19 protein-coding genes are annotated in these 21261 nt (G+C 42.9%); 6 read left to right on the forward strand and 13 right to left on the reverse strand.

What is annotated here, in order from left to right; genetic code table 11:
- Positions 1-4: 4 nt before the first annotated feature.
- Entirely contained in the window at positions 5-589 is a 585-nt protein-coding gene (locus tag KPL72_RS07150) for a 5-formyltetrahydrofolate cyclo-ligase (protein WP_219702311.1), read from the forward strand.
- Positions 590-593: 4 nt separating this feature from the next.
- Here the strand turns inward: KPL72_RS07150 and traF are convergent, their stop codons facing one another.
- From traF to astE, 7 genes are all read right to left on the reverse strand, one after another.
- Positions 594-2024: a conjugal transfer protein TraF gene (gene traF, locus KPL72_RS07155; protein ID WP_219702312.1), complete on the reverse strand. Its 1431-nt coding sequence runs from the start codon at positions 2022-2024 to the stop codon at positions 594-596.
- Positions 2025-2223: 199 nt separating this feature from the next.
- A complete protein-coding gene (kdsB, locus tag KPL72_RS07160) occupies positions 2224-3042 on the reverse strand; it encodes a 3-deoxy-manno-octulosonate cytidylyltransferase (RefSeq protein WP_249411707.1) in 819 nt (272 codons plus the stop codon).
- A complete protein-coding gene (locus KPL72_RS07165) occupies positions 3042-3623 on the reverse strand; it encodes a KdsC family phosphatase (RefSeq protein ID WP_219702313.1) in 582 nt (193 codons plus the stop codon). The genes kdsB and KPL72_RS07165 overlap by 1 nt, the downstream gene beginning before the upstream one ends.
- 3 nt (positions 3624-3626) lie before the next feature.
- Positions 3627-4493: a 3-deoxy-8-phosphooctulonate synthase gene (gene kdsA / locus KPL72_RS07170; protein ID WP_219702314.1), complete on the reverse strand. Its 867-nt coding sequence runs from the start codon at positions 4491-4493 to the stop codon at positions 3627-3629.
- A 74-nt stretch (positions 4494-4567) separates the two neighbouring features.
- Positions 4568-5554, reverse strand: a complete 987-nt coding sequence (locus KPL72_RS07175; RefSeq protein ID WP_212917978.1) for a KpsF/GutQ family sugar-phosphate isomerase — start codon at positions 5552-5554, stop codon at positions 4568-4570.
- Positions 5555-5670: 116 nt separating this feature from the next.
- The gene (znuA, locus tag KPL72_RS07180; protein ID WP_219702315.1) at positions 5671-6645 is read right to left on the reverse strand and encodes a zinc ABC transporter substrate-binding protein ZnuA; all 975 of its coding nucleotides are present in this window, start codon (positions 6643-6645) and stop codon (positions 5671-5673) included.
- 108 nt (positions 6646-6753) lie between these two features.
- Positions 6754-7770 carry a succinylglutamate desuccinylase gene (gene astE / locus KPL72_RS07185; RefSeq protein ID WP_219702316.1) on the reverse strand — a complete coding sequence of 339 codons (1017 nt, stop codon included), beginning with the start codon at positions 7768-7770 and terminating at the stop codon, positions 6754-6756.
- Positions 7771-8043: 273 nt separating this feature from the next.
- On the opposite strand from astE, the gene KPL72_RS07190 reads away from it, so the two are divergent.
- From KPL72_RS07190 to hemE, 3 genes are all read left to right on the forward strand, one after another.
- Positions 8044-8580 (forward strand): NUDIX hydrolase, encoded by a 537-nt coding sequence (locus KPL72_RS07190; RefSeq protein ID WP_212917975.1) that lies wholly within the window; start codon positions 8044-8046, stop codon positions 8578-8580.
- Positions 8537-9349, forward strand: coding sequence for a DUF2927 domain-containing protein (locus KPL72_RS07195; RefSeq protein WP_249422133.1), 813 nt, complete (start codon positions 8537-8539; stop codon positions 9347-9349). Before KPL72_RS07190 ends, KPL72_RS07195 begins: the two co-directional genes overlap by 44 nt.
- A 221-nt stretch (positions 9350-9570) precedes the next feature.
- Positions 9571-10671: a uroporphyrinogen decarboxylase gene (gene hemE / locus KPL72_RS07200; RefSeq protein ID WP_212917974.1), complete on the forward strand. Its 1101-nt coding sequence runs from the start codon at positions 9571-9573 to the stop codon at positions 10669-10671.
- Between the two features lie 76 nt (positions 10672-10747).
- Here hemE and KPL72_RS07205 read toward each other — a convergent pair whose 3' ends face one another.
- Entirely contained in the window at positions 10748-11116 is a 369-nt protein-coding gene (locus tag KPL72_RS07205; RefSeq protein ID WP_212917973.1) for a hypothetical protein, read from the reverse strand.
- Positions 11117-11294: 178 nt separating this feature from the next.
- On the opposite strand from KPL72_RS07205, the gene KPL72_RS07210 reads away from it, so the two are divergent.
- Entirely contained in the window at positions 11295-11633 is a 339-nt protein-coding gene (locus KPL72_RS07210; RefSeq protein ID WP_110577288.1) for a P-II family nitrogen regulator, read from the forward strand.
- An 86-nt stretch (positions 11634-11719) separates the two neighbouring features.
- On the opposite strand, the gene KPL72_RS07215 is transcribed toward KPL72_RS07210, so the two are convergent.
- The 5 genes from KPL72_RS07215 to KPL72_RS07235 form a co-directional block, all read right to left on the reverse strand.
- Positions 11720-12430 (reverse strand): ABC transporter permease, encoded by a 711-nt coding sequence (locus tag KPL72_RS07215; RefSeq protein ID WP_219702317.1) that lies wholly within the window; start codon positions 12428-12430, stop codon positions 11720-11722.
- A 3-nt stretch (positions 12431-12433) separates the two neighbouring features.
- Complete coding sequence (locus KPL72_RS07220; RefSeq protein ID WP_212917971.1) at positions 12434-13123, reverse strand: ABC transporter permease; 690 nt, start codon at positions 13121-13123, stop codon at positions 12434-12436.
- A 75-nt stretch (positions 13124-13198) separates the two neighbouring features.
- Positions 13199-13957 (reverse strand): transporter substrate-binding domain-containing protein, encoded by a 759-nt coding sequence (locus KPL72_RS07225; protein WP_212917970.1) that lies wholly within the window; start codon positions 13955-13957, stop codon positions 13199-13201.
- 76 nt (positions 13958-14033) lie between these two features.
- Entirely contained in the window at positions 14034-14801 is a 768-nt protein-coding gene (locus KPL72_RS07230; RefSeq protein WP_212917969.1) for an ABC transporter ATP-binding protein, read from the reverse strand.
- Between the two features lie 296 nt (positions 14802-15097).
- Positions 15098-16117 (reverse strand): GlxA family transcriptional regulator, encoded by a 1020-nt coding sequence (locus KPL72_RS07235; protein ID WP_219702318.1) that lies wholly within the window; start codon positions 16115-16117, stop codon positions 15098-15100.
- Between the two features lie 295 nt (positions 16118-16412).
- On the opposite strand from KPL72_RS07235, the gene KPL72_RS07240 reads away from it, so the two are divergent.
- Entirely contained in the window at positions 16413-21230 is a 4818-nt protein-coding gene (locus KPL72_RS07240; RefSeq protein WP_219702319.1) for an NAD-glutamate dehydrogenase, read from the forward strand.
- Positions 21231-21261 lie beyond the last annotated feature (31 nt).

Here is a 21261-nt window from a genome sequence, read left to right on the forward strand (position 1 = left end):
TTTTATGACCTCTCATCTAGATCCTAGACAGACACTCCGTCGTCAATTACGTCAAACCAGAAGAAGTTTATCCGAAGATGAGCAGCTTAGCGCATCTACTAGTTTATTGTCTAACTTCAAAGAACAGCTTAGTTATCTCAATATAGATAACACTCAGCGAATTGCTTTGTACCTCACCAATGACGGTGAGATTTCCCCCCATCTATTGTGCGACTATTTTTGGCAGCAAAATATCCAAACCTATCTTCCCGTCGTACAAGACAAACAACTCTCCTTTGCTCGCTATACTGCTGAGACAATCTGGCAAGAGAATATTTTCGGCATAAAAGAACCAGTAACGACAGAATATTTATCAGGCAACGAGCTTGATATTGTCTTGTTACCTTTGGTTGGGTTCGATTCAAAGGGCGGACGCCTTGGCATGGGAGGCGGCTTTTACGACAGAACCTTTGCCAACAAAAGAGCCGACGAAAAGCCATTACTAATAGGCTTGGCACATGACTGCCAAGAAGTAAAAAGCCTACCCATTGAAGGCTGGGATGTGCCCTTGCAAGCCATTATTACGCCCAGACAAACTATTAAAGTGTAGCCACTCAGTAGACGAAACTATAACCAACTGATACATAAGCCCCACTATTGCCATCATCGTTTTCAGGTGCATAAGCAACATCAACGTCTAAGCGCCGATAGAATGTTAGACCCGCAGTGTAATAATTTAGCTCACTACCAACCAAGTTTTTTCTATAGCCAATACGCATACCCGGTAAAACCCAGCTATCAGTATAATAAGACAAGGATACCGTCGCCCACTGATATTCATCACCCAATGGATCTGCTATCGCGTTCACATCATAAGATCCTGCTAATGAGAAATGCTGATCCTTGCTTTTTACAGCTGCATCAACCGTCATCTGGGCTTCCATCTTATAAGTTTCGTTTAATGAAAAGACACCTTTTCCAGCAAACCTAAGCGCCGTTTCACAACTGGTTTTATCTGCTCCCGTTAATCCAGAACAGTTGCTGACTAAACCTTTGTAATCAAACTCAGGTTCGTTCACGTTCGCTATTGAAGCGCCTAATTGAAAATTTCGGCCGGTCAAAATAAGCCCTAAATCCAGCGAAATACCAGATGAGACAGAATCTCGACTTAAGAAAAAATCACTATAAGAAACACTAGAGTCGTCATCTTCACTCAATACCGTAAGTTTTTGATCTAAAGCAAGACGATGAAAGTTCAGTCGACCACCGACAATTAGCGCACTGGTTTCTGAGCGAGATACCATCTCACTGTAACCCAAGCTAAAACGAAGATCCGACGCCCTTTTCATATACACAGAGGTATCAGACTCTACATCTGCATCGTCGACATTAACAGTATCAAGATCAGAAGCACTGGTAACTGCTTCCAATTCGTCCACACCCGTGAGTGTTAAATTGTCCGCCAAAACATCAGCCCGCCCGACTAGAGAGGCACTAGCATCTAACGTAAAAACACCACGACGTCTAGTTTTATAAATAATAGGCAAAAAAGGCCCTTGGACTGTGGTCGAAAATTTTGCGTACGTGGTTCGGCTGATATCGGAAATAACCACGTCAGCCGAATCAAGAGAGTCATTAATATCCGCTAACACCTCATCAATTTTAGCGACCACGAAGGCATCAGGATCTGGAGCCGATTGAGCTTCAGTTTTAATCGCGTCAATATCAATACTAGAAGTAAAGTCCTCATCAAAAATAGCTTCAAGCTCATCTACTCTATCGTTTATGTCATCTACACCTCCGCCCTCAATACCTATCCCTATCGGCCCTAAAAAACCGACGCGGAAGCCTTGTAGATTTGCCATCAAATAGGAAGCAGCAGGATTACCTGCAGCAGTCGATAACGCATGACGATTTCCATAGCTTCCTAACACGGTACTTGAGCCAATAGGTTGATAAACATACATAGAGGCCATAGCTACAGAGCTAGAAACACCCAGACCTAACATTAAACCTAGGTTAAAAATCGTCAAATACTTTCTCATCTGTCACTCTTTTCAATAAATACTGTTTTGTCTAGCGTACAAAACAAAAAAATCAGGCCATAAAAAACCGATAACTTATAAAGCTATCGGCTTTCTTTATCATTTCTTTACACTTTAAATGCAAGATTAGGACACAAAAAAAAACGCCAAACCTTATTAAGATTTAGCGTTTTAAATGAAAACTTTTTGAATGAAAAGACTAGATACTATCCAAAGACAGCTGATACCTAAGTTTTTCCAAGTCTTCTGGCGTATCCACGCCATGAGTAGGCAGACCATCCGCCAAAGCCACTTGAACCTTGATGCCTTGATGCAAAAAGCGTAATTGCTCAAGCTTTTCCCAACGCTCTAATGGCGACATAGGTAGATCTGCGTATCTTGCTAATAAACTGGCACGGTAAACATACAAGCCAATATGACGCAGCGCAGGGAAGCCAACTGGCAACATGCCTGTCCTTTCAGGATTACTGGCAAAGCCGTCTCTATCCCAAGGCATAGGTGAACGACTAAAATACAGCGCGCGCTGCTTTTCATCACACACTACTTTCACCACATTTGGGTTAAAGAAATCTTCAACCTGATCAATCACACAAGCGACCGTTGCCATTTCGGCTTCTTTGTCTTTGTTTAAAGCAATGACACTGGAATGAATCAAGTTAACTGGCAAAAAGGGTTCGTCGCCTTGCACATTGACGACAATTTCATCGCCCTGCCAACCCATTTTTGCAGCCACTTCAGCAAGACGCTCAGTGCCATTTTCATGGTCATCACGAGTCATCACCACTGAAGCACCAAAACCTATTGCCGCTTTTTCAATAAGTTGATGGTCTGTGGCAATCGTCACCGATTGCGCACCAGCTTTTAGTGCCAGCTCATAAACCCATTGCAGTACCGGCTTGCCACCTAAATCGGCCATCAGCTTTTGTGGAAAACGCTGAGAAGCGTAGCGAGCCGGAATCACTATATGAAAATCCGGTAGCGCTGCTGAACCAATCATTGTATCTAAAGAGTCAGTCATTATTTTTCAAACTCCGGCTTTTGAGCCAATTCATAAGCGTGTTCTAAGGACATTCGAGAGGCTAACACCATGTCAGCGACTTCTCTAGCGACACCTTCACCGGCAGCTTTACTGAGTATAATCGGACAATGACGTTGCAATAAAATATGCGCATCAGCGGGACATAAAGCAACGCCAACCTTAGGCATAACCTGAAGGTCAATCACATCATCCCCTACATAAGCGGCTTCTTCTGGCGTAATCCGCAAACGCTCGACCAACTCATCAAACGCTTCAGCTTTGTTATGACAACCGGGATAGAAATGCTCTACTTTTAGCTCTTTCATCCGCTGTCTTAATGGTGCAGAGTCTTTTGCGGTGATCACAGCGACTTGTATCCCCCACTTTGGCAACAACTTCATTGCCACACCATCTTTTACATTGAAGCGTTTTATTGTTTCGCCTTGCTCGGTATAAAGCAGACGGCCATCGGTTAGTACGCCATCCACATCAAAAACCACCAACTTCAAGGCTTGTAGTTTAGCTAACAAACCTTGATCAGTTGCAAGCGTAGGATAAGAAGAAAGAAAAGCCGCATCCATTTATTAAACGCTCGTATCCAATGTTTCGAAGGTTTTTACCAATTCATCAAGCTGTTTCATCTGCTTTAGGAATGGCGCTAATTTACCCAAAGGCAAAGCACATGGACCATCGCATTTAGCATTATCTGGATCTGGGTGGGTTTCTAAAAACAAACTAGACAAGCCAAGTGACATACCGGCACGGGCTAACTCGGTTACTTGCGCACGACGACCATCGGCAGAATCTTCACGACCACCTGGACGCTGCAAAGAATGGGTTACATCAAACATGACAGGGAAACCAAACTTTTTCATTTCACCAAAGCCAAGCATATCAACAACCAAGTTGTTGTAGCCCATCATGGTGCCACGTTCACAAAGCATAAGTTGATCATTTCCGGCTTCTTGGCATTTTGTCAGGATATGCTTCATTTCATGTGGCGCTAGGAATTGCGCTTTCTTGATATTGATCACTGCGCCAGTTTTCGCCATTGCCACAACCAAATCCGTTTGACGAGACAAGAACGCCGGCAACTGAATCACATCTGCTACTTCGGCCACTGGCGCACATTGGTGCTCTTCATGCACATCGGTAATCACTGGCACACCAAAAGTGTCTTTGATCTCTTGCAGAATTTTTAGACCTTCTTCCATGCCTGGGCCGCGGAAAGAATTAATAGACGAACGGTTCGCCTTATCAAAGGAACCTTTAAATACATAAGGAATTCCCAGCGCTTGCGTCACTTTCACATGTTCTTCCGCAACACGCATTGCCAAGTCGCGAGACTCTAATACGTTAACACCACTGAACAAAACAAAAGGAAGGTGGTTAGCGACTTCAATTTTGTTACCAATTTTAATGATTTTTGATTCTTGAGATGACTGCGTCATGAGAACTCCATTTTTAATCTAGATTTGCTCACTCTAAACACGTCTAAAGCGGCGTAAAATTAGTTGACCCGTTTTTATCGATCGTAAATTTCTAAAATTCCGGACAAGTTTTTCGCATCGTCCACGACCACCAGCAAGGTGATTTTATCGCGCAGCATTTGTTCTTCAGCTTGCACTATCATCACGTTTTCATTGATGGTTTTTGGGTTCGGTGTCATCAAGCTTGCCATGCTTTTATGTATCATGCCTTCACTTTCTTTGAGCATGGCACGACGTAAGTCACCATCGGTAAAAATACCCAGCAACTTACCTGTTTCTTGAATCAATACAACGCCCATTCTGCCATGAGTCATGACGGAAATAGCGTCTTTTAATGTGGTTTCTGGCGTGCAAACCGGAAGGTTTTCTTTGTGCATTAGGTCTTTAACACGAGTTAATAGTTTACGGCCTAAGCTGCCACCAGGATGAAAACGGGCAAAATCTTGCGGCTGGAAATTACGGCATTCCATCAAGGCCACAGCCAAAGCATCACCCATTGCAGTTGTCATGGTCGTTGATGTGGTTGGCGCTAGATTATTTGGGCAGGTTTCTTTATCGATAGAGAGGTCTAGTACACAATCACAATGCTTCGCCAAGGTAGAATCAATGTTTCCCACCATGGCAATGCTTGGGTTTCCAAAACTTTTTAGGGAAGGTAATAAACGCATCAGCTCTTCAGTTTCACCCGAAAAACTAATCAGCACTAAGACATCTTCCGGCTGGATCATACCCAAGTCACCATGAAAGGCTTCACCCGGATGAAGAAAGAAACTCGGTGTACCTGTGGAGGCTAATGTAGCGGCAATTTTTTTACCTATCAAACCAGATTTTCCCATGCCACAAATAATGGTACGACCCTTACTTGCAAGAATCATTCGAACGGCTTTTGGGAATTCTTCGGTGACTTGATTAGCTAAATTGGCTAGAGCTTGAGCTTGTGTTGATAAAGTACGTCGAGCACTTTCAATAAGGATATCGGAGTCAGTACTCGAATCGGCACTCAAATTAAATAGATCGCTCATAAAGCCTCGCTGCTCAATGTAATAATCGTAAAGTGGCATCATTATACAGAGGAGGAAGCGGGTCGCCTACCAAAGAGCAAGTTTTCATCACTTACTCTTTGGTGAAGGAGAAGGAATTAACCTAAGCAGCTAAGGAATTGACCACTCAAACTGTCTAAAAATGAGAAGTAGGCATTTGTTCCCATCTTCACTTTGCTGCCCAATGGATCTAAAGGTGCCGTTTTCACGTCAGAACCTTCCAGCAAGGTTTTCACTATCGCTGGGCTAAATTGCGGTTCGCTAAAAACACACTGCACTTTGTTTTCTTGGATTTCATGACGGATTTCAGCGACTTTTTTCGCGCCAGGCTTGCGCTCTGGGCTGACCGTAATTTCACCCGCATGGCTCAAACCGTAATGCTGTTCAAAATAACTATAGCCATCATGAAAAACAATATAAGGCACTTTATTGACTTTGTTCAGAGCGTTACGTATTTCTGCGTCTTTCGCACTAAGGCCATTTTCAAACGATGCTAAGTTGTCTTTGTAATATTCAGCGTTCGCAGAATCCAATGACACCAAGCGGGCTGTCACTGCTTTTGCCAATACTCTAGCATTGTCAGGTGATAGCCAAACATGCGGATCAACACCGTCATGATGGTGGCCTTCATGACCTTCGTGCTCGTCATGATCTCCATGCTCTTCGTGATCACCATGCGCTTCATGGTCGTGGTCATGATCTTCTTCAGCTTCGTCCTCATCATGATGATGTTCTTTAGCAAAGTTATGCAATGCCATACCATCCAGAGCAAGCCATTCAATTGACGACTCTTCTTTGCCTGCATTTTCAAGCGGTTTTTCTAAGAAACGCTCTAGTGACTCACCAACCCAGACGACAGTATCAGCATTGATGATTTTCTTAAGATCTGAAGGGCGCATAGCAAAATCATGGGGTGATGCGGTACTAGATACGATCTGTTGAATTTCAGCTTTATCACCTGCAATCGCGGCAACAATCATAGAAACAGGTTTAATACTGGTAACAATTACTGGTTTTGCCAAAGCTAGAGGAGACAGGGCAGACACACCCAACGCAAAAAGAAGTTTATTCATTATTTAATACCGTTAAATTAATGTTATAACGTAACAATACGATATAAAAAAAAGAGATTCAAGCAGTTTGGCTTAAATCTCTTTTTTTACACACGAAACAAGTTTGACTTAACTTAACTGTAAATCGCCAAGCCCTACTGGTCTAACCATCAAGCCTGCGCGCTGCCCAATAGGAAGATTGGTGTTAGGAAATACAATCGCATCTCCTGTTTGCTTAATGTAGTAATCACTTTTATCAGAATGAGCCATGCGATAACCAGCCTCAAACTGAGTAAAGTTTTTTACATCGCCGGCAATACTGAGCTCATAACTGTCGTCGTCTTTTATCAAGCTGTCTAATACACGAAATACATGCAAACTAGACAAGGAAGATTGCGCTAAAACGCCCTTTTCCAGCAATAGAGTCAAACTGGCTTCAAGATCGGCAAAACGCGACAAATCATTTTCACCAAACGGATACACTTTCCCAAGTTCTACCGTAAAAGCATGAGCACCATGCACGGCATAACTATAGTACGAGAAGGTTGTTGTTGGTTGATGCGACAATAAAACAGCATCAATGCCACTTGCAGCCAAGAACGCCAATTGATCTTTATTATAAATGGCATTTTCAACATAGGGATAAACGACAAATTTTTCATGAACAGAACCACGAATCGCAGTATGTAAATCGTAATGCAGTTTTACTTGATCCGTTTTATTTTCAGTAAGCGAATAGAAGTCGCAAACTGCTTGTTCTAGGCGCTTTGCTCTCTTAGCTTCAAAGCCAGCGTATTCTTGCCAAGCACCACGAAATAAACGATTCAGGTTCACATCGCAAAAGCGTTTTGCCAAATTTGCAGCGACAGGATTACCAACTAATATTAGCAGCCGAATATTTAATGGGATCGTACCGTCTAAAATCGCGGTGACCAATTTATTTACTAACTCAATCGGTCCGGTCTCATTACCATGTACACCAACAGACAATACAAGGCTAGTCGCACTAGATTGCTTAGGCTCAAGGCGTAGAATCCCTGTATCTTCAACAAAACCTAGACCACTTGGAAAAGAAACTTCAAAAGGCGCAATACCATCTTGGTGTGCAAGTGTTAAGGCTAAAAAATCATTGTTTAAAATGGACATCTTTCCTACCAACTTCCCCTATCAATTTCATGGCAAAATACAGCCTAAAAGCAAGCACCTATGATACCGTTTTCCATCAAATAATAAGGTAAATAATGTCAGGCCGTACATAATACGCAAAAATAGGTCGCTTTTTCGACACCTTATGTTCTCAAGCAGGCCTATTATCTTAGGCTATTCCCTTTTCTTTAATACCCAAGAAGGCTTTTCTTTCAAGACAAATGCCGATACCCTTTTGCTTTCTACCAGATTCACTTTTAAATTGAGTATTTTATGCCCGAAAATGACGAAGTCATTATCTTAGTCGACAAAAACAACAAGATAATTGGCGATGTGCCGCGACACTTAATGAATTTTGGCAGAGATTACCATCGTGTCACTTATATTTTGGTGTTCAACAAGGTCGGAAATTTACTCATTCAAAAACGAACTGATGACAAAGCTTTTTGCCCAGGCTTCTACGGCGTAACAACGGGTGGCGTGGTTGAAAAAGGCGAATCTTATATCGATTCGGCCCACAGAGAACTTCAAGAAGAACTAGGCTTCGATGCACCACTCGAAAGCCAAGGCGTTTTTTTTACCGAGGGCGAAGGATTCAAAATATGGGGCAAGATATTTACTTGCCACTATGATGCAGCGATACATGGTGAGCTGACATTGCAGCCCAAAGAAGTCGCTTCTGTCCATGAAATGAGCATCGACAGCATACTAAATAACTCAGAAAAGATGCCATTTACACCCGACTCGCTTAGTGCATTACAGCACTATGCAAACAAACTTACTCAACCTCAGATTGATGATCCGCTTTAGTCCTTTTTGGCTACTAACCTTCTTTATCTCCTCACTCGCCTTGAGTGAGGAGCGCTGGCAGAACGATGCTTATATCCAAGACAGTTTTATTAAAATTGCCTTGGAACGAGAATACAAAGAAACCAAATACCCTAAATTAATCCGCTGGAACAAACCTATTAAGCTGTTCTTTGAAAGTGACAGTGGTGATGCCAACCTGCAAAAAGAATTACTCAGTGTTCACGCCCAACACCTTGCCCATATCACTGGCCTGCCCATCGACTTTACCAATGATCCTAAACAAGCCAATATTTTTGTTATCTTCACCACCTACGACAATATCGAAAACAAAGTCAGGCAATATATTGGCGATCCAGAAAAAATTCGCGCGGCACTTAACGAAGCTATTTGCTTAGGCAATTTCAGTCGCAATGGCAAATACGAGATAATCAAGGGAAGTATTATTATCCCTGTCGACTATGCACGCAGAAAAGCACGTTTTTTGGATTGTATCGTTGAGGAAATAACTCAATTACTAGGGCTACCGAATGACTCTAACGATGTTTTTCCATCTGTGTTTAACGATGTCAGCGTAGATACCTATCTTAGTCCACTGGATTATTTACTGCTTAAAGCCCTCTATTCCTCTCATCTCAAACCTGGAATGGACGTCGCACAAACAAAAGCCGCCTTCCCCAAGGTTCTAGCCGAGCTACACTCCAATAAAGACATAGAAAATGCGGCTCAGCGTGTCCAAAAATATAGTCTTAAAACCTATCTAGGTGATTGACCATCCTAGGAAATAAACAATCACCTAGAGACCTTTACTCAAAGCTATCTGCAAGCACCGCAACCTTAAAAAGCACTCAAATAGCCATTAGCAAACCCTGCCATAGATCAATAATATTAGCCTTTTCAACAACCATCTCATAAATTGTACTTATTCACTCTGCTTTTCCTGCCCAACTTAGGTAAAATGCGCCAACTGAAAATTTATATCGGAGAGTCCTAATGTTTCCAGAGCTCAAAAATGACCGCTTCTTGCGCGCATTACTCAAACAACCAGTCGATACAACACCTGTATGGATGATGAGACAAGCCGGACGCTATTTACCAGAGTATCGTGCCAGCCGCGCCACAGCCGGAGACTTTTTGAGCCTTTGCAAAAACGATGCGTTCGCTTGCGAAGTAACACTTCAGCCACTTAAACGCTATGACCTAGACGCAGCTATTTTGTTCTCTGACATACTCACCATTCCCGATGCAATGGGTCTAGGCTTGTATTTTGAAACGGGAGAAGGCCCTAAATTCAGGCACACGATTCGGAACAAAGCCGATGTCGATGCCATCCCAGTAACGACTGCGAATGACTTAGGTTATGTCATGAAAGCTGTGACTACGATCCGCCATGCCCTGAACGGCGATGTGCCACTGATCGGCTTTTCCGGTAGCCCATGGACGCTAGCAACTTACATGGTCGAAGGTGGTTCGAGTAAAGACTTTCGTCATATCAAAGCCATGATGTATCGCTCTCCTGAAACCTTACACGCGCTATTAGACAAACTGGCTAAATCCGTTACAGCGTATCTGAACGGTCAAATTTTAGCTGGCGCACAAGCGCTGCAAATTTTCGATACTTGGGGTGGTGTGTTAAGCGGCCCTATGTACCAACAGTTCTCTTTGCTCTACATGAAGCAAATCCTAGATGGCCTTATTCGTGTACACGAAGGCAAAAGAATTCCCGTTATTTTATTCACTAAAAATGGCGGTCAATGGCTAGAAAACATGGCCGCAACGGGACCTGACGCACTTGGTTTAGATTGGACAACAGATATTGCAGAAGCGCGTGCTCGCGTTGGGGATAAAGTAGCACTACAGGGAAATATTGACCCTTGCGTACTTTACGCTGGCAAAGATGTCATCGAACGTGAAGTCGAAAACGTATTGTCTGGCTTCGGCACAGGCAGCGGTCATGTATTTAACCTAGGTCACGGCATTCACCAGTTTGTAAATCCTGATCACCCTAAATACTTAATCGATGCGGTTCATGAGTTAGGACAAAAATACCACGAACCTAAGTATGACGACTTAGACGCATTAAATGGTCTTTAAGATCAGGTAACTGACAAGAAATAGTATTTTGTCGCAAAGACCTTTGCCTAAATCCCAAGCAAAGGTCTTTGTAAATTTACGCTACCAAGGTTTCAAAACCCTGTATACATAACACTTCAGCACTCTTCTTCTGTTTTTTCCAAATACCATCTGACGCCATCACTAAACTATCGAAAGCCTCGTTCACATAACAACATATATGATCGATACCACGCCAGTCGAGCCAAGACAACCTTCCTAATACCTCCCCACCAGTAAGTGGAATCAGCACTAACCTCAATTGCAGATTGCTACTCACACCTTTGACTTGATAGCAAGCCACGCTTTGAGGCGAAGACACACTGGATAATTGCACACCCGCTTGATGAGATAATAAAGCGTCTATGTGAGCAAAAAAAGACTCAGAGCCCGCTCTAAAATACTCGCTTGATGTTATTTTTTTCATTTCAAGCACTCCATTCCTGTGAAGATATGTTCACTAAATGTAGATCATAATCATCGAGCCTGTGGCGACTTTTACAATAGAGTGGTATTTTTAGACTAAATAATGCTTTGAAATCTTCACTCGATGTTACAAGCACAGTAGTCGTGCGAAGATTTCTCAATTTATATGGAGAAAAGAAATGAAATTAATTACGGCCATTGTTAAGCCTTTTAAACTTGATGAGGTGCGTGAAGCGCTTTCTGAAATTGGGATTAATGGCATTACCGTCACAGAAGTGAAAGGTTTTGGGCGTCAACGAGGCCATACAGAACTTTATCGTGGCGCAGAATACGTTGTCGACTTCCTACCAAAAGTAAAACTAGAGCTTGCGGTCGAAACTGACCAAGTTGAGCGCGCTATTGAAGCTATCCAACACAGTGCAAACACTGGCAAAATTGGAGATGGAAAAATATTCGTTACAGCGTTAGAACAAATCATCCGTATTCGTACTGGCGAAACGGGCGCTGAAGCGATCTAAGCTATCACCAAAACATCAAGATAATAAAATAAAAAAGAGGCTAATAAAAAGCCTCTTTTTTATTTAAGTACCAATGTCCCACAAAGCTAACCCTTGTCAGGAACCTTGATAGATAACGTACCCAAATAGCGGTTTTGACGCTGCTCTATTTGGCGAAAAATAGCAATAATCACGATACTAATCACCAAATAGATAGCACCTGCCGCCAAGAAAATCTCCATCGGCGTATAGGTTCTTGCAATGATAGTTCGTGCCATGCCAGTTAAATCCAAAATGGTAATGGTACTGGCTAATGCACTGCCTTTTAGCATCAAGATAATCTCGTTGCCATAAGCTGGTAATACAATGCCAAACGCACGTGGTAACAAGACACGCCGGTACATCTGAAACTTCGTCATGCCAATTACTTTACATGCCTCAACTTCCCCTTGTGGAATTGCCTGAATCGCGCCACGGAAGATCTCAGCCGTATAAGCAGAGGTATTTAGCGTAAAGGCGATAATGGCACACCAAAAAGGCTCTCTCAATACCGGCCAAAGGAAACTTTCTCGCACTGCATCAAATTGTGATGCGCCGTAATACACCAAAAAGATCTGCACTAGCAGGGGCGTTCCACGAAAGAAAAAGATATAAGCAAAAGGCACTGCTCTAATCCATGCAACCGGTGAAATCCTTGCTAACGCAATCGGCAAAGCAAAAACACCACCTAGTACAATAGAAATAAGCACTAACTGAAGACTGACCCAAGCCCCTTCAAGTAAACGGGGAAAATATTCAACAACAACTGAAAAATCCATACATTATCCCCTAGTCAAACCACGGCTCGCTCGTTTTTCCATATAGGAAACGAACACCATAGAGATAATGGTTAAAGCCAAATACATAAATGCTGCCACCAAATAAAACAGGAACGCTTGCTTGGTACTGCTTACAGCAATATTTGCCTTACGCATAATATCGTCTAGCCCGACAACAGATACCAAGGCGGTATCTTTTAGCAAAACCAGAAATAAATTCCCTAGCCCAGGCAGTGCAATTCGCCATACCTGCGGCAAAATAATACGGTAGAACTTTCGAATTGGCCCCATCCCTAAAGCGATTGCCGCTTCATGCTGCCCTTTCGGAATAGATTGTAAGGCGCCACGAAACACTTCTGTCGCATAGGCACCAAACGTCAAGCCAAGTGCGGTCACACCCGCTGCAAACGCGCCCACTTCAATATATTCGTCGTAACCAAATAAACCGGCTATCGCCATCAAAACACTGGTGGCACCAAAATAAATAATAAGCACGGTTAGGAGCTCAGGAATACCACGAATAATAGTGGTGTAACCATTAGCGATCCATCGGATAACTGCGATAGAGGATAATTTAGCAGAGGCGCCTAATAATCCCAGAATCAAACCAACAAACAGCGAAGCCAGCGCTAGCTCTAAGGTAACAACAGCACCTTGCAGCAGCTGATCACCGAATCCATGAAGATCAATCATAGTTTTTTCTCAGAGTAAGCTTAAAGTAGGTTTCTCAGCGCAATAGCGCCGAGAAACTCTAAGAAATATCTACACTTAGTAGATAGAGAACGGGAAGTATTTAGCATTGATTTTCTGGTAGGTACCGTCAGCCAAAATAGCATCAAGCGCTTTATTCAATTTCGCTTTTAGCTTGTCATCACCCTTACGAATAGCAATGGCAATGTTGTCAGTTTTCATGAAAGCATCACCTTTGAATTCAAATTTAGAACCGCTTTCTGATGTTTTCAACCAGTTATAAGTTGGCAACTCATCAGATAGAACGATGTCTAAGCGACCAGAAATAAGATCTAGATAAACGTTATCTTGGTTATCGTAGAATTTTAGGTTCGCTTTACCAGCAAAGTTATCTTCAAGATATTGAGCGCCCAGAGTCGCACGCTGCGCACCAATAGTTTTTCCGTCCAGTTTAGCAAGATCAAATGTTTCACCAACGCGCCCCATGAAACGCAAACCGCCTGAATAATATTTATTAGTGAAATCGACAACTTTCAAACGGTCTTCAGTAATAGACATAGACGCAATGATCGCATCAAATTTGCGAACTTTAAGCCCTGGAATCAAACCATCCCAATCCTGAGTTAAGATTTCGCAATCAGCTTCCATTTTTGCACACAATGCGCGAGCGATATCAACATCAAAACCTTGTGGCTTACCTGCTTCATCAATAAAGTTAAACGGTGCCCAAGCCCCTTCCGTTACGAAACGAACTTTATCTGCCGCTTGTACAGAAACAGCTGACAATGCCGCTGTTAACAACAACGCTGATCCCAAAACCATTTTTTTCAATTTCATTGTAATCCCCTTAGTGTATTTGTTTATTTAATCATTTTGTCTTTTATAGTTTATTGCTTGAATAACGAAATAATACCTAAAAAACACTGGATAAAAACGCCTTACAGCGTTCTGACTTTGGTGCGCCAAACACTTGATCAGGCGTGCCTTTTTCTTCCACCACACCCTGATGCAGAAACACAACTTCACTAGATACTTCACGAGCAAAGTTCATTTCATGCGTCACAATAAGCATAGTACGCCCTTCTTCCGCTAAATTGCGCATAACAGTCAGCACTTCGCCAACCAACTCAGGATCTAACGCTGATGTTGGCTCATCAAACAGAATGACTTGTGGATCCATTGCTAATGTTCTGGCGATGGCAACACGTTGCTGTTGACCACCAGATAGTTGATTAGGATACATGTCCTTTTTCTCTGCAATACCGACTTTACGCAGCAAGTGTTCAGCGTATTCTGCAACTTCATGCTTAGGACGCTTTAAAACATGAAGAGGCCCCTCCATCACATTCTGTAAAATCGTCATGTGCGGCCATAAATTGAAGCTTTGAAAGACAAAACCAATTTGCTGGCGCATTTGAGTAAGTTGCTTCATATTATTGGCGACTAAGTCTGATTCACCTCGAATCAAATCAAGCTTATTACCATTAAAAAGAATATCGCCTCGAGTAGGATTTTCAAGTAGGTTAACACAGCGTAAAAAAGTACTTTTACCTGAGCCACTAGAACCAAGAATTGAAATGACGTCACCATCGTAAGCTTTTAGGGAAATTCCCTTTAACACCTCAATATCACCAAACGTTTTATGGATATCAATGAGCTCTAACGCCGGGACTTTCGACATGTTTTATACCTTCTTTTATTTTATGAGAAACCATTTCACGACTACTGTGCTTGCCAATACTTTGTTAAAAATAGGCTCGAAATGCTCATTTATAACCCATAAACTCTGCTTTCTCGTCTATTTTTGTCTCGTCTTGGCTTCGCTCGTCACGTCGTGCAAAGGTCTCTATGAACTTATTATTTTTGCCGTAATAACAACGCAACTCTTAATTGGCGACTAACTAATCAAACAATCAGCTGACGCAATCAAGTAGAATACAAGAATCACGCCAAGAACAATGTAACCCGTATTTTAAGTTACTTTTTCCAAAGCCGCCTCTTTTTCTTGTCCATTTGGACAGGCGCAACGCTTTTATTATGGGTTTTATTACGTTCTTCTCTTGGCGTAATGCCAAAAAAACCTTTGTAGGTTGTACTAAAATGGGGCGCAGATCCAAATCCACACTCCACACCAACTTCTGTAATTGCTTTATCCGTTTGAGTGATCAATTGCTTAGCATGCTGTAAGCGTAATTCTAGATAATACCGCGAAGGCACAATATCTAAATTGCCTTTAAACAGCCGTTCCAAATGTCGCCGAGAAACACCAACATGATAAGCAATATCGTCAGATGATAATGGCTCCTGAATATTGGCTTCCATTAGCTGAACAGCTTCAACAAGCTTAGGTTGGCCTGAACCAATACGAGCCTGCAAAGGAATTCTTTGCGGATCTTCATGAGTGCGAATACGCTCACAAACAAATTGCTCAGAAATACTACTAGCGAGCGTCATACCATGCTGCTTGCCAATCAGAAAAAGCATCATATCCATCGCCGCTGTGCCACCACTGCAAGTATAACGGTCTCTGTCGACTTCAAAAAGGTGATTGGAAACAATCGTCTGTAAAAATTCATCACGCAAGTTGGCAAGACTACGCCAATGAATCGTAGCTCGGTAACCGTCTAACAACCCTGCTTTCGCTAATAAATAGCTTCCAGTGCAAACGCCACCAAGCCCAACCTGTTTTTTTGCCTGTTTTTTTATCCAATTTTCTAAAGTCTGACTTTCGTTTTTTATCACTGGCGATGCACCACACACAAAAATCGCATCTAAATCGCTTGGAGCATCACTTGTCAGATAGTCTGAAACCGTTGTAACCCCCGTGCTTGAAGGGATCTCCCTTACTTCATGACTAATGGTGCAAAAAGAATAAAGCTCTTTTCCTGTCACCCAGTTCGCCATATGCAATGTTTCAATAGCGGAAGAAAACCCCAGCATAGAATAATGAGGCAAAAGCAAAAAACCGTATTTTAATGGCTTTTTACTTGCCTGCATGATTTCTCTTGATGCGAATTCAGTCTTGTACAAAATATTATCCTGCGAACTATAGACAAAAAAGGAGTTTATTTCGTTTAAAATGGATAACAAAGGTTTTTTTCGTATTGAGCAAGGCTTTTTTAGTCCAATTAACCAGACATCGCAACAATATGTCGCAATTAGATAAGTTACCAACTATCAAAGGAGTGAAATTTTCATAATAATCATATCCAGAGTCCAAACCGAATACTTTCGTAAAATTGCATTAACAACTAGTTTTATTAAGAACACCACTCACGAGGGATGAGTTCTAATGACTGATTACAAAAAAAACGAATTAATCGAACGTGTTGAAGTAGAGATAAACGAAAACTTCAGCACTGCAGAAGCGAACAACTTGATTCAACTTACGCACCTCTACTTCCAGGACTCTTTAACGGAAGATTTGGTCAATGAATCTATCGAGAACCTATATGGCACAATTATCTGCCTATGGGATTTCTTACAACAACGCCCAGTCAACCAACCAAAAGTTCGTGTCTACAATCCGAACTACGAAGAACACAGCTGGCAATCTACCCATACCGTTATCGAAATTTTAACGGATGACATGCCGTTCCTTGTTTCGTCTTTCAATATGGCGTTGGTTCGTCTTGGCCACACCATTCACTTAACAGCACATCCAGTTGTTCCAGTTGACCGTAATAAAAAAGGCGAGCTACAAGGTATCAACCCGTCTTCAACATCACACGAAGCCATGATGCGTTTTGAAATCGATCGTTTGTCTGATATCAACTTGCTTGACGAAATTAAAGAAGAGTTACTTAAGAGCTTAGTCGATGTAAAGAAAACTGTCGCAGATTGGCCAACAATGAAAGCCAAACTAAGCGATATCATTAGTGAATCTGAACAACTTACGCATCTTAAAAAGAACGAAGAACATCAAGAAATCCTGGATTTCTTACGCTGGGTTGCTAATGATCATTTCACCTTTATTGGCTTCCGTGCTTACGACCTTTCAGTGGAAGGTGACGAAACACACCTTAAATTGGTAGAAGGCTCAGGTCTAGGGACCTTCCGCGACATCAACGATAAAAAAGTAAAACGCGATATCGTTTTACGAGATAATCTTGCCAAGCTAGCCATTGATAGCAGCAACATTCTAGTGCTAACCAAGTCCACTGCGGTTTCTACTGTTCATCGCCCAGTTCACCTTGATTACCTTGGCGTAAAACGCTTCGACAAAAAAGGCAATGTAATTGGCGAATGGCGCTTCTTTGGCTTGTACTCTTCTGCGGCTTATATTGCTCGCTTGCAAGACATTCCACTATTGCGCAAAAAGCTCAATATTATTGTCGAAAAAGCCAACGTGGATCCAAACAGCCACAAGGGCAAAAACCTTAAACACATTCTAAACAGCTACCCACGCGATGAAATGCTGCAAGCTCCTGTTGATGAGCTTTTTGGCACCATCGAAAGCATTCTTGCCATTCAAGAACGCCGTCAATTGCGTGTATTCCTTCGCAAAGACATTTACGGTCGTTTCCTGAACGCCTTAGTTTACGTGCCTCGCGATCGCTACAACACTGAATTGCGAATGAAGATGCAAGACATCTTGATGAGCGCGTGCAACGGCACCAGCTCTGAATTCAACGTACAATTCTCGCAGCTTGTTTTAGCTCGCGTTAACTTCACCATTCAAATTGCAGATCCTAAGCAAAGCCCAACCATCGATGCAGAAGACATTCAGCGTAAGATGCAAGATGCTATGAGCTCATGGGAAGATAAACTATTAATGGCACTACATAAGAGCCATGGCGAAGAAAACGGCAATATTCTTTTCAACGACTACGTGCCTTATTTACCAGCAGCTTACCGTGAAGATTTCTCGCCGAATGCAGCTGTTCTCGATATTGAACGACTAGGCCAATTGGCTGGTGAAGGTGACATTTCTACACACATTTACCGCCAAGTAGGCCAAACCAAAAACAATTACTTCTTCAAAGTATACGGCGCTGGTACAACGCTTATTCTATCTGACGTTTTGCCTATTTTGGAATGCATGGGCCTACGAGTACTAGAAGCTCGCCCATACGAGTTAGACCAAAATGGTGACGGCACAGCGAACACTTGGGTGGTTGAATTTGCCATCAGTGTGGATGCGGATATCAACCTTGATAAAAACTCTCAGCGTGAAGCGTTCCAAGATGCATTCAACCAAGTCTTCAGCCGTCGTGTTGAAAACGACCGCTTTAACGCCTTAGTCCTAAGCGCCTCCTTAACATGGCGCCAAGTTACTATGCTTCGCGCGTTGACCAAGTACTTGATGCAACTTCAAGTGCCTTTCTCTTTGCAGTACATGCAGCAAACTCTAGAGAAAAACGCAGGCATCGCTCGCCTTTTGGTTCAACTATTCGAACAACGCTTCGACCCTAGCCAAGAAGCAAAGCGTGACGAAAAAGTACAAAAGCTACTTGAGAAGATCGACCTAGAATTGGATCAAGTTGCCAACCTGGATGAAGACCGCATTCTGAAACACTACCTCTCTGTGATTCAGGCAATGTTGCGCACTAACTTCTACCAAGCTGGTGCTGAAGGCGAAGTCAAAGATTACGTCTCTTTCAAACTAGACCCAACCTTGATTCCAGCGGTACCACTACCAAGACCGAAATTCGAAATTTTCGTTTATGCTCCATGGGTAGAAGGCATTCACATGCGCGGCGGCAAAGTCGCGCGTGGTGGTTTACGCTGGTCTGATCGTATGGAAGATTTCCGTACTGAAGTACTTGGCCTAGTAAAAGCGCAAATGGTCAAAAACGCCGTTATTGTTCCATCTGGAGCAAAGGGTGGTTTTGTTGCCAAACAATTGAAAAAGAATGCTTCTCGTGAAGAGGTTCAAGCAGAAGTCATTCACTGCTACACCACCTTCATTAGCGGTTTACTAGACATTACTGACAACCTAGTTCAAAACGAAGTAGTTCCTCCTCTGTCTGTACTTCGTTACGACGAAGACGACCCGTACTTGGTCGTAGCTGCAGACAAGGGCACAGCCACCTTCTCTGACTTGGCAAACAGTATTTCTGCGAAATATGGCTTCTGGTTAGGCGATGCTTTTGCTTCTGGTGGTTCCAATGGTTACGACCATAAGAAGATGGGTATCACAGCTCGTGGGGCTTGGGAATCTGTTAAACGTCAATTCAAAGAAATCGGTATTGATTGCCAAACAACTGATTTCACCACAGTTGGTATCGGCGACATGGCGGGCGACGTATTTGGTAACGGCATGTTGCTGTCTAAGCATACTTGTCTGATCGCTGCGTTTAACCACATGCATATCTTCATCGACCCAACGCCTGATGCGGCGACGTCTTTTGTAGAGCGTGAGCGCATGTTTAAACTTCCTCGCTCTTCTTGGGAAGATTACAACAAAGAGCTTATTTCAAAAGGCGGCGGTATCTTTAATCGCTCTGCGAAATCCATTCCAATCAATGCGGATATTCGTAAAGCATTGGGTATCGAAGGCAACATCAAATCCATGGCACCAACGGATTTGATCAACGCTATTCTAAAAGCCCCCGTTGACCTACTTTGGAACGGCGGTATCGGAACGTACGTTAAATCGGAAGGCGAATCTCATGCAGATGCAGGCGACAGCGCTAACAACGGACTGCGCGTAAACGGTAAAGAACTACGTTGCAAAATTGTTGGCGAAGGCGGCAACCTAGGTTTAACACAGCTAGGTCGTATTGAATTCGCTCAAAAAGGCGGCTTAATCAGCACAGATGCGATTGATAACTCTGCAGGTGTAGATAGCTCGGATCACGAAGTAAATATCAAGATCCTACTAAACCGCGTGGTCGAGAACGGCGATTTGACAGAGAAGCAACGTAACAGCTTGCTTGCAGAAATGACCGACGAAGTGGGCAATTTAGTATTGCGCCATAACCGCGGCCAGAGTCATGTTTTGTCCTTGGCAAATGCGCAAGCTCCAGTACGTCTAGCAGATCATTGGCGTTTGATTCAATCCCTTGTCCGTGAAGGTCGTTTGAATCGTGAAATCGAGTACTTACCTAGTGATACGCAAATTAAAAAGCGCTTAAACAAAGGTCAAGGCTTAACACGCCCAGAGATTTCTGTACTACTGGCTTATTCAAAAATCAAATTGTCTGAGCAATTAGTAGAAGACGGTATTGGTGAAGACGTCGATTTGACAACTCAAATCAATGAGTACTTTCCAACTCAGCTAACCAAACACTTCGGCGGCCAAATGGCGTCACACCCGTTGATTCAAGAAATCATCGCTGGACATGTGACGAACAACCTAGGCAACCGTATGGGACCAACGTTCAGCACCTACATGCAAGAAGAGACTGGAGCGTCTTCTTTGAACGTGGTGCGTGCTTACATGGCGGCGGAAGACATCTTTGGTATCCCAGCACTTTGGGATGCGATTAACGGTCTAGACTTCACCGTTTCTAACCCTGTATTGAACAGCTTGCTGATCCGTATCCAAGGCCTTCTAGAGCGTGCGACACTTTGGCTATTGCGTAACACTCGCGAAAGCTTATCGATTCAGCGCTTGAAAGACACTTACAAACCAGGTGTTGAAGTAATTCGAGCCAACATGCAGGCGATTTTGACAGAATCTAGCCAAGCACATTTGGCCGATATTGCTGCAAGCCTTGTGGAACAAAACATCCCAGCTGAAGTAGCAGAAAGACTGTCGTCTCTTCACTACCTATTCTACGGATTAGATATCATTCGCGTCGCGGCAAATACCGAGACCGAAGTATTGGATGTCGCTCAAACCTACTTTGCTCTTGAAATGGACTTAGAGCTGCATTGGTTGCGTCATAAAGTTAGCGAGCTATCGGCTGACGATATGTGGCAACGTCGTGCAAAAGCAGGTCTAGGCGACGAAGTGGATAATAGTTTAAGAACCCTCACTCAAGAGGTCATTCAGTCCAGTGTCGATATCAAGAAACTGGAGCAACGTCTGACTCATTGGCGCGAATCAAATAATGACAGCATCAAGCATTACCGCGCGACTTTTAGTGAAATAAAAGCCGAAAGCGAATTAACACTTGCTATGGTAACTGTCGCTATTCGTGAGTTGAGAAATCTGATATAAACCAACTGGTGGCCGCCATTGCGGCCACCTA

The sequence above is a fragment of the Marinomonas lutimaris genome (genome assembly GCF_019426345.1).
Lineage (GTDB): Bacteria > Pseudomonadota > Gammaproteobacteria > Pseudomonadales > Marinomonadaceae > Marinomonas > Marinomonas lutimaris.

Coding starts and splice junctions, on each gene's coding strand:
- kdsA (WP_219702314.1), bottom strand. CDS start 4,493: ATGACGCAGTCATCTCAAGAATCAAAAATCATTAAAATTGGTAACAAA.
- traF (WP_219702312.1), bottom strand. CDS start 2,024: ATGAGAAAGTATTTGACGATTTTTAACCTAGGTTTAATGTTAGGTCTG.
- kdsB (WP_249411707.1), bottom strand. CDS start 3,042: ATGACTGACTCTTTAGATACAATGATTGGTTCAGCAGCGCTACCGGAT.
- astE (WP_219702316.1), bottom strand. CDS start 7,770: ATGTCCATTTTAAACAATGATTTTTTAGCCTTAACACTTGCACACCAA.
- hemE (WP_212917974.1), top strand. CDS start 9,571: ATGTTTCCAGAGCTCAAAAATGACCGCTTCTTGCGCGCATTACTCAAA.
- KPL72_RS07175 (WP_212917978.1), bottom strand. CDS start 5,554: ATGAGCGATCTATTTAATTTGAGTGCCGATTCGAGTACTGACTCCGAT.
- KPL72_RS07220 (WP_212917971.1), bottom strand. CDS start 13,123: ATGATTGATCTTCATGGATTCGGTGATCAGCTGCTGCAAGGTGCTGTT.
- KPL72_RS07190 (WP_212917975.1), top strand. CDS start 8,044: ATGCCCGAAAATGACGAAGTCATTATCTTAGTCGACAAAAACAACAAG.
- KPL72_RS07205 (WP_212917973.1), bottom strand. CDS start 11,116: ATGAAAAAAATAACATCAAGCGAGTATTTTAGAGCGGGCTCTGAGTCT.
- KPL72_RS07240 (WP_219702319.1), top strand. CDS start 16,413: ATGACTGATTACAAAAAAAACGAATTAATCGAACGTGTTGAAGTAGAG.
- KPL72_RS07230 (WP_212917969.1), bottom strand. CDS start 14,801: ATGTCGAAAGTCCCGGCGTTAGAGCTCATTGATATCCATAAAACGTTT.
- KPL72_RS07195 (WP_249422133.1), top strand. CDS start 8,537: ATGCAAACAAACTTACTCAACCTCAGATTGATGATCCGCTTTAGTCCT.
- KPL72_RS07225 (WP_212917970.1), bottom strand. CDS start 13,957: ATGAAATTGAAAAAAATGGTTTTGGGATCAGCGTTGTTGTTAACAGCG.
- znuA (WP_219702315.1), bottom strand. CDS start 6,645: ATGAATAAACTTCTTTTTGCGTTGGGTGTGTCTGCCCTGTCTCCTCTA.
- KPL72_RS07215 (WP_219702317.1), bottom strand. CDS start 12,430: ATGGATTTTTCAGTTGTTGTTGAATATTTTCCCCGTTTACTTGAAGGG.
- KPL72_RS07210 (WP_110577288.1), top strand. CDS start 11,295: ATGAAATTAATTACGGCCATTGTTAAGCCTTTTAAACTTGATGAGGTG.
- KPL72_RS07165 (WP_219702313.1), bottom strand. CDS start 3,623: ATGGATGCGGCTTTTCTTTCTTCTTATCCTACGCTTGCAACTGATCAA.
- KPL72_RS07150 (WP_219702311.1), top strand. CDS start 5: ATGACCTCTCATCTAGATCCTAGACAGACACTCCGTCGTCAATTACGT.
- KPL72_RS07235 (WP_219702318.1), bottom strand. CDS start 16,117: ATGCAGGCAAGTAAAAAGCCATTAAAATACGGTTTTTTGCTTTTGCCT.